This window comes from Collinsella aerofaciens ATCC 25986 (assembly GCF_964259375.1).
Classification (GTDB): Bacteria; Actinomycetota; Coriobacteriia; order Coriobacteriales; family Coriobacteriaceae; genus Collinsella; species Collinsella aerofaciens_BO.
On sequence record NZ_CAXVJM010000002.1, the window covers coordinates 76405 to 90074 of the forward strand.

At 61.4% G+C, this 13670-nt stretch carries 10 protein-coding genes; 5 read left to right on the forward strand and 5 right to left on the reverse strand.

Annotation, left to right across the window (positions count from 1 at the left end; genetic code table 11):
- Positions 1-144 precede the first annotated feature (144 nt).
- The 4 genes from hisS (at position 145) to larD (ending at position 6961) form a co-directional block, all read left to right on the forward strand.
- Positions 145-1458, forward strand: a complete 1314-nt coding sequence (hisS, locus tag ACEXKH_RS01325) for a histidine--tRNA ligase (RefSeq protein WP_373572791.1) — start codon at positions 145-147, stop codon at positions 1456-1458.
- A 257-nt stretch (positions 1459-1715) separates the two neighbouring features.
- Positions 1716-4529 carry a phosphoenolpyruvate carboxylase gene (locus tag ACEXKH_RS01330; protein WP_369833234.1) on the forward strand — a complete coding sequence of 938 codons (2814 nt, stop codon included), beginning with the start codon at positions 1716-1718 and terminating at the stop codon, positions 4527-4529.
- A 373-nt stretch (positions 4530-4902) separates the two neighbouring features.
- The gene (gene larA / locus ACEXKH_RS01335; RefSeq protein ID WP_373572792.1) at positions 4903-6180 is read left to right on the forward strand and encodes a nickel-dependent lactate racemase; all 1278 of its coding nucleotides are present in this window, start codon (positions 4903-4905) and stop codon (positions 6178-6180) included.
- A 49-nt stretch (positions 6181-6229) separates the two neighbouring features.
- Complete coding sequence (larD, locus tag ACEXKH_RS01340) at positions 6230-6961, forward strand: D/L-lactic acid transporter LarD (RefSeq protein WP_373572793.1); 732 nt, start codon at positions 6230-6232, stop codon at positions 6959-6961.
- Positions 6962-7263: 302 nt separating this feature from the next.
- Here larD and ACEXKH_RS01345 read toward each other — a convergent pair whose 3' ends face one another.
- The 4 genes from ACEXKH_RS01345 to serB all read right to left on the reverse strand — a co-directional run bounded on the left by ACEXKH_RS01345 (position 7264) and on the right by serB (position 10265).
- Positions 7264-7803, reverse strand: coding sequence for a TetR/AcrR family transcriptional regulator (locus ACEXKH_RS01345; RefSeq protein WP_373572794.1), 540 nt, complete (start codon positions 7801-7803; stop codon positions 7264-7266).
- A gap of 2 nt (positions 7804-7805) precedes the next feature.
- Entirely contained in the window at positions 7806-8720 is a 915-nt protein-coding gene (locus ACEXKH_RS01350; protein ID WP_373572795.1) for a LarC family nickel insertion protein, read from the reverse strand.
- A 10-nt stretch (positions 8721-8730) separates the two neighbouring features.
- Complete coding sequence (gene larB, locus ACEXKH_RS01355; protein WP_373572796.1) at positions 8731-9513, reverse strand: nickel pincer cofactor biosynthesis protein LarB; 783 nt, start codon at positions 9511-9513, stop codon at positions 8731-8733.
- Positions 9514-9629: 116 nt separating this feature from the next.
- Positions 9630-10265, reverse strand: coding sequence for a phosphoserine phosphatase SerB (gene serB, locus ACEXKH_RS01360; RefSeq protein ID WP_373572797.1), 636 nt, complete (start codon positions 10263-10265; stop codon positions 9630-9632).
- Between the two features lie 256 nt (positions 10266-10521).
- Here serB and aspS point away from each other — a divergent pair, with 256 nt between their 5' ends.
- Positions 10522-12309, forward strand: coding sequence for an aspartate--tRNA ligase (gene aspS / locus ACEXKH_RS01365; RefSeq protein ID WP_373572798.1), 1788 nt, complete (start codon positions 10522-10524; stop codon positions 12307-12309).
- 305 nt (positions 12310-12614) lie between these two features.
- On the opposite strand, the gene ACEXKH_RS01370 is transcribed toward aspS, so the two are convergent.
- The gene (locus ACEXKH_RS01370; RefSeq protein ID WP_195239572.1) at positions 12615-13631 is read right to left on the reverse strand and encodes a LacI family DNA-binding transcriptional regulator; all 1017 of its coding nucleotides are present in this window, start codon (positions 13629-13631) and stop codon (positions 12615-12617) included.
- Positions 13632-13670 lie beyond the last annotated feature (39 nt).

Here is a 13670-nt window from a genome sequence, read left to right on the forward strand (position 1 = left end):
GGAAAGCGGATCGCAAACAGCGGCGGTGCGTCAGGCCGAACGAGTCCCCATACCCTCGTTCGGTCAGACGCACCGCCGCTGTTTGTGTTTGTGCCGTATAATGTCCACTACCTATGACGCGATACAAAAGAAAGGTGTTTGCCCATGCAGGCACAGAAGGCGGAGGGAACCCGCGACCTTATCGGCGCCGAGATGCGCGCCTGGCAAAAGATGCAGCAGATTGCGGCCGGCGTGTTCGAGCCGTTTGGCTTTAAGCCCATCGAGACGCCCGCCATCGAGCAGGTGGACGTGTTTGTCCACGGCATCGGCCAGTCGACCGACGTCGTTCGCAAGGAGATGTTCCGCGTGTTTAGCGGCGCCAACCTGGAGCGCGTCTTTACCGAAGGCACCGACACCAAGCTTAAGCCCAAGCAGCGCCTGGCCCTTCGTCCCGAGGGTACGGCCGGTGTGGTGCGCGCCGTCGTGGAGAACAACCTGGTGCCCCAGGGCTCCACGCCGTTTAAGGCCTACTACGCCGAGGCCATGTTCCGTGGCGAGCGTCCCCAGAAGGGTCGCCTGCGCCAGTTTCACCAGGTGGGCATCGAGTGGCTCGGCGCTCCCGATCCGGCGGCAGACGCCGAGTGCATCATCATGCTCATGGAGTTCTACAAGCGCCTGGGCTTCGATCTTTCCAAGCTCCGTCTGCTCATTAACTCGATGGGCGATGCGCAGTGCCGTCCGGCCTATCGCGAGCAGGTTAAGCAGTTCATTCTCGACCACGCCGACGAGATGTGCGATGAGTGCCGCGAGCGCGCCGAGCTTAACCCGCTGCGCGCCTTCGACTGCAAGAACGACCACTGCCGCGAGATCATGGCCGACGCCCCGCTGATGGGCGACAACCTGTGCGATGAGTGCCGCGAGCACTACGAGCAGGTCAAGCGCTATCTGGACGCCGCCGGTATCGAGTATGTCGAGGATCCCACCCTGGTGCGCGGTCTGGACTACTACACCCGTACCGTCTTTGAGGTCGAGGCCCCTGGCGCCGGCGTCGGCTCCATCGGTGGCGGCGGCCGCTACGATGGCCTGGTCGAGCTCGAGGGCGGCAAGCCCACGGCCGGCGTCGGCTTCGCCGTCGGTTTTGAGCGCGCCCTGCTGGCCCTGCAGGCCTTTGGCAGCGACCTGGGCGCCGATGAGACCCCGTGTGTCTACGTCGCCAACGCCGGCAAGGAGTTGCGCCAGAACGTCTTTGCCATTACGCAGGAGCTTCGCGCCGCAGGTATCGTGACTGAGGCAGACTATCAGGGTCGTTCGCTCAAGGCTCAGTTTAAGCAGGCCGACAAGGTGGGCGCTAAGCTCATTTTGGTCTTGGGCGGCGACGAGCTTGCCGCCGGCAAGGTCAAGGTGCGCGACATGGGGAGCCATGACGAGGCTCTCGTCGATCTGGCCAACGTGGTCGAGGCGGTTCGTGAGCGCCTGTAGCGCATGATTTTTGAGCTATGGACTCACAAAACGCTCAGCTCATTGAGAGCGATTGTTACGGGGGTGTTTCGCATTTATGCGGAATGCTCCCGTTTGCATATGCCGCCCACCGAGAAATACGACCATTTAGGGCAAAAACCCTTGCAATGCAGAAAATACTTTTCTGTGGTAAAGCGCAATCAGCTCCGAAAGTTTTTGCCGAGTGCCTATAATGAATACCGCATGTTACGTGCATAGAAGGAGGAATGGGAGGAAACGTGGCTGAGAACCTAAGCAACCAGTCTGTACCCGAAGCCGCGGCGCGCGTCGCTGCCGTGGTCAACCGCCTCGTTAACCGAATCGGCTCGAATGCCGAGTCCAAGGAGCGTCTCGCCGAGATCGAGATCCCCGAGGAGCTGCGCGACAATCTGGCGCTGTTCTTGCGCCTGGAGCGCCGTGTGCTTAGCGAGTATGATCCCGAGATCGCGGACCTGTTCGACAAGATTTTGACAGCCGAGATTGTGGCCAACGCCGGAAACCCCGGCACTCGTGCTGCCGACGAGTCCGTCGACGAGCAGGGCGTGCCCACTGCCGACGAGCCCACCGCCGTGGCGTTTCGCGAGGTCGTTGATCTGATCGACAGTCTGCCGCTCGATAAGCAGCAGGTTATCGTCCGCGCCTTTACGAGCTTCTTCCATCTGGCAAACCTGTCGGAGGAGAACTACCGTGTGGCGCAGCTGCGCGAGCGCGAGGCCGGCGCATCGACCGATACCGAGGTCGATCCCGCCAACGAACTCACCGTCGCCTATCACCAGTTGGTAAACGAGATGGGTGTCGAGGGCGCCAACGAGCTGCTCGGCAAGCTTGAGTTCCACCCCGTCTTTACCGCGCATCCCACCGAGGCCCGTCGCAAGGCCGTCGAGGGCAAGATCCGCCGTATCTCCAACCTGCTGGAGGAGCGCCCGCGTCTGGGCGGCTCCGACCTGGTGGAGAACGAGCGCCATATGCTGCAGGAGATCGACGCCCTGGTGCGCACGAGCCCCATCGCACTTAAGAAGCCCACGCCGGTTGAGGAAGCCGATACCATCATCGACATCTTCGATAACACGCTGTTCGACGTTATCCCCGTTATCTACCGTCGTTTTGACGACTGGGTGCTGGGTGATAAGGCCGGTACCGTGCCGCCGCTGTGCCCGGCGTTCTTCCATCCCGGCAGCTGGATCGGTTCCGACCGTGACGGCAACCCCAACGTCACCGCCAAGGTGAGCCGCGAAGTCGCCGCCAAGTACTTCACTCACATGGTGCTCAAGCTCGAGGACAAGTGCCGCCGCATCGGCCGCAACCTCACGCTCGAGGCCACCTACAGCAAGCCGTCTGCCGAGCTCATCAACCTGTGGAACCATCAGGTCGAGATGAGCACCCAGTACACCGCACGTGCCGAGCTGATCTCCGAGCACGAGCCGCATCGCGCCGTCATGCTCGTCATGGCCGACCGTCTGAACGCCACCGTGCGTCGCATCACCGACACCATGTACCACAGCGCCGATGAGTTCTTGGATGACCTGCGCGTCGTCCAGCGCTCGCTGGCCGCCTGTGGTGCCGTCCGTGCTGCCTACGGCCCGGTCCAGACCATCATCTGGCAGGTCGAGTCCTTCGGCTTCCATATGGTCGAGATGGAGTTCCGTCAGCACTCCGTGGTGCATGCCCGCGCCCTCAAGGATATCCACGAGAACGGTATCCATGGCGACCTGCAGCCCATGACGCGCGAGGTCATCGACACCTTCCGCGCTATCGGCTCCATCCAAAAGCGCTACGGCAAGAAGATGGCTCACCGCTATATCATCTCGTTCACCAAGAGCGCCCAGCATGTGGCCGACGTCTTTGAGCTTGCCCACCTGTCCTTTGCACACGAGGAGGATGTCCCCGAGCTCGACGTGATCCCGCTGTTCGAGCAGCTCGAGGACCTCGAGGGCTGCGTCGACGTGCTCGACCAGATGCTTACGCTGCCTGTGGTGCAAAAGCGCCTTGCCCAGACCAACCGCCGCATGGAGGTCATGCTGGGCTATTCCGACTCCTCCAAGGATGCCGGTCCTACCACGGCCATGCTCGCGCTGCACTCCGCGCAGGAGCGCATTGCCAAGTGGGCCGAGAAGAACGATATCGACCTGGTGCTCATGCACGGTCGCGGCGGTGCCGTGGGCCGTGGCGGCGGCCCGGCCAACAAGGCCGTGCTGGCGCAGCCCAAGGGTTCGGTCAACTGCTTCTTTAAGCTCACCGAGCAGGGCGAGGTCATCTTTGCCCGTTACGGCAACCGCACGCTGGCTCAGCGCCATGTTGAGTCCGTTGCCGCCGCAACGCTTTTGCAGTCGGCCCCGAGTGTCGAGAAGACTAACACCGAGACCACGCAGAAGTTCTGGGATATGGCCGAGAAGCTTAACGCCGCAAGCCACGAGCGCTATCTGGACCTGCTGAACACCGAGGACTTTACACCGTGGTTCTCGACCGTGACGCCGCTGACCGAGGTCGGTCTGCTGCCGATTGGCTCGCGTCCCGCCAAGCGCGGCTTGGGCGCCAAGTCGCTCGACGACCTGCGTACCATTCCGTGGATCTTCAGCTGGAGCCAGGCACGCATTAACCTGGCCGCTTGGTACGGCCTGGGCACCGCCTGCGAGCAGCTGGGCGACCTTGACCAGCTCAAGGCTGCCTACCAGGAGTGGCCGTTCTTCCGCACCTTTATCGACAACATCGAGATGTCGATCGCCAAGACCGACCAGCGCATCGCCAAGATGTATCTGCACCTGGGCGATCGCCAGGATCTGTCCGAGAAGGTCTTCACCGAGATGCAGCTCACCCGTAAGTGGGTCCTTGCCATCGTCGGTGACGAGTGGCCGCTGCAGCGCCGCCGCGTGCTCGGCTGCGCTGTCCGCGTGCGTAACCCCTACGTTGACGCCCTGTCCATCGCCCAGGTCCGCGCCCTTCGTGAGGTGCGTATGAACCAGGACGAGATGGCCGAGGAGAAGAAGGCCGAGTACATGAGCCTGATTCTTTCGACTGTGACCGGCGTCTCGGCAGGATTGCAGAACACGGGGTAATCGATAGCCCTGTGGCTCTCACCGGGACCCGATGGGTTTCCCTCTGAATGCGTCCTCGCACTTGAAGCCCCCTTATCCTGCTCCTTCGGAGCTGCGGATAAGGGGGCTTCGTGCTGCGGAATGCATTCAGAGGGAAACCCATCGGGTCCCTTTATCCTCGGTCTTCGGGGATTGGGGCTGATGAGAATTAAGTGCGCTTCGCGCCTTACGACTGTAGCGGCTGCGGTCTCGTTTGGGATCGCGGCCGTTTTGTTGTGGGCCAAATATGAACGTTGTGTTAATGAGTCGGTGGACGGTGGCGTTTTTCGGTGAGCGGCGTATCCTTCCAACGGTTTATCTAGTGTGTCAGTTGAAAGGAAGAGGGCGCTCGTCATTGTTTGAATGTGAACTGCCGTTTGACCACAAGACGTTGCATTTGGAGCTCGAGGATAAGAACTTCGCGGGTGTGATGGAAGGTCATCAAAACGAGTTTAAGACCACGAAATCGCAGGAAGAGCTGGTAGAGGAGTCGCTTGCCAACCCTTATGGCTCGCCTTCGCTCGAGGAGCTTTGTGCTGGCAAGAAGGATATTGTCATCATTAGCTCCGACCATACGCGTCCCGTTCCTTCGCGTGTGACGATGCCTATTCTGCTGCATCACATCCATTCCGCTGCGCCTGAGGCGCGCGTTCGCATTCTGGTTGCTACGGGTATGCATCGTCCGTCGACGCACGAGGAGCTCGTCAACAAGTACGGCGAGGAGATCGTTGCCAACGAGGAAATCGTTATGCACGTTGCGACTGATGACGGCATGATGAAAAAGATCGGCACCCTGCCTTCTGGTGGCGAGTGCATCATCAACAAGATTGCCGCCGATTGCGATCTGCTGCTTGCCGAGGGCTTTATTGAGCCGCACTTCTTTGCCGGTTTCTCTGGTAGCCGCAAGTCCGTCCTGCCTGGCATCGCCAGCTACAAGACCATCATGTACAACCACAACGGTCAGTTTGTGAACGATTCTCATTCGCGTGCCGGCAACCTGTGCCACAACCACGTGAGCGAGGATATGTTTGCCGCTGCCGAGATGGCTCACCTTGCCTTTGTGCTTAACGTGGTGCTCAACGGCAAGCACGAGGTCATCGGCTCCTTTGCCGGCGACATTCACAAGGCACACGAGGCTGGCTGCGAGTTCGTGAAGAGCCTTGCCGGCGTTGAGCCCGTCGAGTGCGAGATCGCCATCACCACCAACGGTGGCTACCCGCTCGATCAGAACATCTATCAGGCCGTGAAGGGTATGTGCGCTGCCGAGGCCACGCTTCCCGAGGGCGGCGTGATTATCGATGTCGCCGGTTGTGCCGACGGTCACGGTGGCGAGGGCTTCTATCACAACATCGCCGACAACGATCCGGCAGAGTTTGAGCGCGCCTGCATCGACCGTCCTAAGGACGAGACCCTGCCCGACCAGTGGACGAGCCAGATCTTCGCTCGCATCCTGGCGCATCATCCCGTGATCATGGTCACCGACCTGTGCGATCACCAGATGCTCAAGGATATGCACATGACGCCGGTCAACACTATCGAGGAGGCGCTCAAGCTCGCCTTTGAGATGAAGGGTGCCGATGCCAAGGTTGCCGTCATTCCCGATGGCCTGGGCGTTGTCGTCGCGCAGCACTAGTGCGTGGCCCAAACGAATCGTTTATAACCGACAAGAAAGATAAGGTTTTATGCTTACCAAACTCCTTTGCGAATTCGGCGCAACGGCCCTCATGATCATCTTTGGCGTGGGCGTACACTGCGACACCGTGCTCAAGGGCACCAAGTATCAGGGCTCTGGTCATATGTTTGCCATCACCACTTGGTCTTTCGGCATCTCGGTCGCCCTGTTTATCTTTGGCGGCGCCGTGTGCATGAACCCCGCCATGGTGCTTGCCCAGTGCATCGTCGGCCTGGTGCCGTGGAGCAGCTGCATCCCCTTCATGGTTGCCGATATGCTCGGCGGCTTTGCGGGTGCCGTGATCGCGTGGTTGATGTATGCCGATGAGTTCAAGGCTTCCGATGGTGTCATCGATCCCATTGCTCAGCGCAATATCTTCTCGACCAACCCCACCACCGAGGGCACCAACTATGCCCGTAACTTCTTCTGCGAGGCTATCTGCACCTTCGTGTTCATCAGCGCCATCCTTGCTGCCGCTAGCCGCGCCGGCGAGAACGTTTTGATGCTCGCTATCTGCGTCGGCCTGATCGTTTGGGCCGTTGGTATGGGCATGGGCGGCATCACTGGCTTCGCCATGAACCAGGCTCGTGACCTTGGTCCTCGCATGGCCTATCAGGTGCTGCCGATCAAGAACAAGGCTGACAACAACTGGAAGTACGGCCTGCTCGTTCCTGGCATCGCTCCGTTTATCGGTGCCGCTCTGGCCGCGCTGTTTGTGCACGGTTTCTTGGGCATGTTCTAGTCTGAGGCTACATAGTTGTCCGCCGCCCGCATGGGGTAACTTCCCAGCGCGTCCTCGGACATGAAAGAACCCCCGCTGCGCACTTCGTGCGGCGGGGGTTCTTTCGTCCTGCGGAATGCGCTGGGAAGTTACCCCATGCGGCCAGCTGCGGGATCTTGGTCGCGTTGGAACAAGCAACCCAATATATATATCTGAATTTGGATGGGAGGGGCTTGTTGCTGTTGGGGGCGTTGAAGCGTGAGTGACACTTTGGGATGCGTGGTGGCCTGGGTTGGGGCGATGCTTTGGGATGAGCTTCTTACTTAGTTGAAGAGGGGCTTTATGGCTGATAGGTAGTCTTTGGCTACGTTCTCTTTTGGGGCTTGGAAGTTGTGCCAGGCCCACCATTGGACCATTCCTACGAAGCTTGAGGCTATGTGGTGTAGTAGGAAGCTGCGGTCCATGGTGGCGGCGGGGCCGTTTGGGTCGGTGGGGACGGTTTCGGCTGCTCGTGACATGATGGTCTTGCGTAGGCAGTCGGCGAAGACGCGTGAGCCGGCGCCGGCTACCAGCGCTCGGACGCCCTGGCGACGCTCCCAGAGATTGTTGAGAATATGCTCGACCTGCACGAGTGGGTCGTCGAGCGGTGTGCCATCGTCGTCGAGGGCGTGGGTGCAGATGTCGCTCACGAGCTCGGATAGTAGGTCGTCTTTGCTCTTAAAGAGGCCGTAGAATGTCGCGCGGCCTACGTGAGCGCGCGCGATGATGTCGCCGACGGTGATCTTGCCGTAGTCCTCCTCGCGAAGGAGCTCGGAAAACGCCGTGACAATAGCGGCGCGGCTTTTGGTTTTGCGGGCATCCATGGCTATGCATCCACGTGAACAAGCAGGCAACGGAGCGTGCCGGAGCAGCCCTCGTAGGGGCGCTTACCGGCGCCGTAGCCGACGGCCTCGATACGGTAGCGGGCCGGCAGATGCTCGGACGTGCGCAGTGCGGCGACGATGGCGGCGCCCGTGGGCGTTACGAGCTCGCCGGCGACCGGTGCGGGCGTGAGGGCGATATTGCCTGCTTGGCATAGGTTGACGACGGCGGGCACCGGGATGGGCATAAGGCCGTGGGCACAGTGGATGGTGCCGTGACCCTCGGAGAGCGACTCGACGACAATATCCTCGACGCCCAGGTCATCGAGGCAGATGGCGACCGAGCAGACGTCGACGATGGAATCGATGGCGCCTACCTCGTGGAACATGACGGTCTCGGGCGTTTTGCCGTGGGCCTTGGCCTCGGCGGCGGCGAGCGCGGTAAAGATGGCGAGCGCGTGACGCTTGGTGCCATCACTCATCTGCGAGCCATCGATGATGGCGGTGACGTCCGCCAAAGAACGGTGATGGTGGTGGTGGGCGTGATGGTGACCCTCGTGGTCGTGGTCGTGGTCGTGGTCACGCGCGTGCCCATGGCGGTGCTCGTGCTCACCATGGGCATGATGGTGGTGCTCATGCTCATGTGTGTGCTCGGCAGCTGCTTCGTTGCCGTAGAGCCAGGCCATATCGTGATCATGGTTCTCGAGCTCCTCTGCCAGCTGAACGTCAAAGTCGCAGGCGTCGATGCCATGCTTGTTTACGCGTGTAACGGCAATCTCAAAGCCATCGACCGGAAGCGTGGCGAGCTGTTCGCGCAGATGCTCCTCGCTGGCGCCCAGGTCGAGCAGGGCCGCGACGGTCATGTCGCCGCTGATGCCCGAGGTGCCGTCGATGATAAGCGTGTGCTGATGGTTGGACATGGAATGCTCCTTAACGGGCGCAGGGCGTACCAGCGCTCAGATGATTGATAAGACTTGCCTGGTAGGCGGCACCGAAGCCGTTGTCGATGTTGACGACCGAAACGCCGCTGGCGCAGGAGTTGAGCATGGCGAGCAGTGCGGCCACGCCGCCAAAGCTCGCGCCATAGCCCACGCTGGTGGGGACGGCGATGACCGGACAGCTCACAAGGCCTCCGATGACGCTCGCCAGGGCGCCTTCCATGCCGGCGATGGCGATGACCACCTGCGCCTGGGCAAGTTCCTCGGCATGAGCGAGCAGGCGGTGCAGGCCGGCGACACCCACGTCGTAGAGGCGGTCGACCTCGTTGCCGTAGAACTCGGCCGTCAGTGCCGCCTCTTCGGCGACGGGCAGGTCGCTCGTGCCGGCGCAGGCGACGACAACGCGTCCGTTGCCGGTGGGGGAGGGCTTGCCACCCACCAGGGCGAGCTGGGCGTCCGGGACATATCCCAGGTCGATGTCGTTGCCGAGAAGCTCAGCGGTGCGCGCGGCTTTTTCGGCATCCAAGCGCGTGACCAGGATGCGCTCCTGGTCTGCATCGAGTAATGCTTTGATAATGGCGGCAATTTGCTCGGCGGTTTTACCGGCACCGTAGACAACCTCGCCGGCTCCCTGGCGCACCCCGCGCGAAAGATCGAGCTGCGCAAAACCCAGATCGGCGGTCGGCGCCGTCTGGATGCGCGTGAGGGCGACTGCCGGGGCGACTGCTCCGTCGGCAACATCGCTCAGCAATTGCTCAAGATCTCGCTTATCCATATATGTTCCCTTCGACGGTGCAAAGTCTAGCACTCAAGGGCAAGTTTCCGAACACTAAGACAAAATTGTTCGGAAACTAGACATAGAGGAATTGATTCTATTGTTAGAAGGATCGACTAGTCGCGCAGGATGATATCCATGGCGAGTATCAGGTTGCGCTCGTCGATGGCAAACGGGGCGGCTTCGCGCGTCTTGGGCTTGGCGCAAAACGCGATGCCCGTGCCCGCGGCCTGAATCATGGGGATGTCGTTGGCGCCGTCGCCGATCGCGACGGTGTGGGCCATGTCGACACCGCACTCAACTGCCCAATCTAGCAGCTGAATGAGCTTGGATTCCTTGGTCACAATGTCTGCCGCCAGCTTACCCGTGAGCTTGCCGTCCACGACTTCCAGACGGTTGGCCAGGCAAAAATCGATGCCCGCGGCGGCCACGATCTTGTCGGCGACCTCGTGGAAGCCGCCGCTCACCACGCCGACCTTCCAGCCCTTGCTGTGCGCCGAGCGCACAAGCTCCAGCGCGCCGGGAGTAAACGTCACGCGCTCAAAGGTGCGCTCGAACACGCTCTCATCCAAGCCGGCAAGCAGCCCCACGCGCTCCTCGAGCGCCTGCTTAAAGTCAAGCTCGCCGCGCATGGCGCGTTCGGTGATCTGTGCAACTTGCTCTCCCGCGCCGGCTTCCTCGCCCAACAGGTCGATGACTTCCTGGTTGATGAGCGTGGAGTCGATATCCATAACGATGAGGCGTGCAGTCATGGCGGGCCTTTCCGAGTGCAGTTGTATTGGGGCACATTGTCGCACGCGGCGCGCCTGGGCGACGGCCAGGCCGCGTCAATTGTTTCGTCTCCGTCAAGTCTTTGGGCAAGAGCTACTTTTTCGCGGTACATCGACACAGGTGCGATAAGATAGAACGCCATGTCCGGCTGCGCGGTTTACGCAGGCTGGGCAAATCTGTACGACGCCGCCCGGAACGACACGGGGCGGCACAGATCCATAAAGGAGGATCACTGGTATGAGCCAGACCCGTCCCATCGATGAGCATTCCATGCACACCCGTACCTGCGGCGAGCTTCGCTTCGAGAACGTGGGCGAAGAGGTCACCCTCACCGGTTGGGTGAGCCGTCGCCGCGACCACGGCGGCCTTATCTTCTGCGACCTTCGCGACCGCGAGGGCATTACGCAGCTCACCTTCGACCCCGAGCACTCCGATGGCGATGCCTTTAAGATCGCCGAGACCATGCGTCCCGAGTGGCCCATCAAGATTCACGGCGTCGTGCGCGCCCGTGGCGAGGAGACCACCAACACCAAGCTCGCGACCGGCGAGATCGAGGTCCTGACCGACCACGCCGAGGTGCTCAACACGTCCGTCACCCCGCCGTTCCAGATCGAGGACGGCATCGAGACCAGCGAGGACACCCGCCTGCGCTATCGCTATCTGGACCTCCGCCGTCCCGAGATGATGGCCAACCTCAAGCTGCGCTCCGACTTTACCTTTGCCATTCGCGAGGCACTGCACAACCGTGAGTTCATGGAGGTCGAGACGCCCTCCCTGTTCAAGTCCACGCCCGAGGGCGCCCGCGACTTCATCGTTCCCAGCCGCATCCAGCCGGGCAACTTCTACGCCCTGCCGCAGTCCCCGCAGCTTCTGAAGCAGCTGCTCATGGTCGGTGGCGTTGAGCGCTACTACCAGGTTGCCAAGTGCTTCCGCGACGAGGACCTGCGTGCCGACCGTCAGCCCGAGTTCACCCAGGTCGATATCGAGATGTCCTTCGTGGACCAGAACGATGTCATGAGCGCGCTCGAAGAGGTTCTTGCCGATGCCTTCGGTCGCATGGGTGTCGAGATGCCCACGCCGCTGCGTCGCATGGACTACTGGGAGGCCATGGACACCTATGGCTCCGACAAGCCCGATACCCGCTATGGCATGCACCTGGTCGACCTAACCGACATCTTTGCCAACTCCAAGTTCAAGGTCTTTGCGACTGCCGCAAACGAGGAAGGCTCTGTCGTCAAGGCCATTAACGCCAAGGGCGCCGGTGCCTGGGCACGTGCCAAGATCGATAAGCTCGCCGGCGTGGCCTCCACGTTTGGCGCCAAGGGCCTGGCCTGGATCGCCTTCCGCGAGGACGGCTCCATCAACAGCCCCATCGTCAAGTTCTTCTCGGACGAGGAGATGGCCGCTCTGCGCGAGCGCATGGACGTCGAGCCCGGCGACCTTGTGATGTTCGCCGCCGGTCCGCGCCTGCTCTCTGACGAGATCCTGGGCGGCATGCGCTCGCACATGGCCAACGCCCTCGAGATTCAGCGTGAGGGTCACGACTTCCTGTGGGTCGTCAACTTCCCGCTGTTCCACTGGGATGAGGACCGCAAGGCTTACGCTGCCGAGCACCAGCCCTTCACTCTGCCGACCGAGACCGACATCGCCAAGATCGAGGCCGATCCCCTGGCAGCCGGCTCGTGCACCTACGACTTTGTCATGGATGGCTTTGAGGCCGGCGGCGGCGGTATGCGTATCCACAACGCCGAGATGCAGATGTCCATGCTCAAGCTCCTGGGCTTTACCGAGGAGCGTGCCGAGTCTCAGTTCGGCTTCCTCATGGAGGCCCTCAAGTTTGGTGCGCCCCCGATGGGCGGTTTCGCTCTGGGCCTGGACCGCGTGTGCATGCTGCTCGTCGGTTCCGACTCCATCCGCGACGTCATGGCGTTCCCCAAGACGGCCAGCGGCTCCGACCTCATGTCGGGTGCTCCGAGTGCCGTTTCCGGCGCCCAGCTCAAGGACGTCAGCCTGCGCCTGATGTAGGCGAGTGGCTACATATTGCCCGCAACGAGGGAAGGACGTGTGCCTTTCCTCGTTTTTTATGCGCGGAGATTGTGGGGGCTTGGGATGACCGGACGTCGCGGAAAGTGCATCCCGGAATCTGCGTCCGGAACGGGTCGCGCTTTCCCAAAGGGGGTCCTCTGGGAAAGCGCGACCCAGAATTCGGCAAAATAATGGGGCACAGTTTCCGGTTGAGCTGTCTAACGGAAACTGTGCCCCAGAACGAGCGCTCAAAACGGGACAGGCTTTCCGCAACAACTGTCTGGCGAAAAGCCTGCCCCAGTTTCTTATAGCGAGTCTCTCTGGATCAGCTGCATGTGCATCACGGAGGTGGTGGGCTCGGCACCCTTGATCATGTCGAGCGCAATGTTGGCGGCCATGTGGCCTTCTTCGCGCAGGGGCTGGCGGACGGTCGTGAGCGCGGGGACGCAGCGCGTCGCAATCTCGTGATCGTCGAAGCCGACGACAGAAACGTCCGCCGGAACGGATAGGCCTGCCTCGTTGAGTGCGGTGATGACGCCGGCCGCGATACGGTCCGATCCGCAGAGCACGCCATCGAAAGCAATCTCGCGCGCGAGGATCTGGTGCATGGCCTGATAGCCGTCTCCGTTGTTCCAGCCGGTATAGATAACGTTTGCGTCTGGGAGGTCTTCGCCCAAGACGGCACGGTAGCCGCGCAGGCGGTCGACAACAGCGGGGTTGTCTTGCGGTCCCAACACGGCGACGATATCTTTGCGCCCGCGTTCCTTCATGGCGAGTGCCGCAAAGTGTCCGCCCTCTTCGTCGTCAGAGTAGACCGTCGAGAACACATCACGATAGGGGTGGCCCTCGAGCTGGCCGCACAACACGGTGGGTACGCCCAGCTCGCGCAGCACCTCGAGCAGCTCGCTGCCCTTGTAGGGGGAGACGTCGATCACGGCGTCGAACGAGCGGCGCTCAAAGTGCTCGCGTGCGCGGTTGCGCTCATGCGTAGAAGACGCCTGCAAGATAACGGGCAGATAGGACGACTCCGACAGTTCCTCGGTAATGCCGCTCAAAAATTCGCTATAGGTGGGGTCACTGAAGAGTTCACTTAGGGGCTCGGTCACGAGCACGGCGATGATTTCCGTGCGCCCGACAGCGAGCGCTCGGCCACGAGCGTTGGGGACAAAATTGACTTCCTTGGCCGCCGCGCGGACGCGCTTTTTGGTTTCCTCGCTAATGCGGGGCGAATCGTTGAGAGCGCGCGATGCCGTGGAGCGCGACACGCCGGCAGCTGCGGCAACCTCGGCAAGCGTAGGTGCGGTGCGAACTGGTTGGGTCATGGCGTCTCCTGGAGAATGCGGTCGATGTTGTCGCTGATA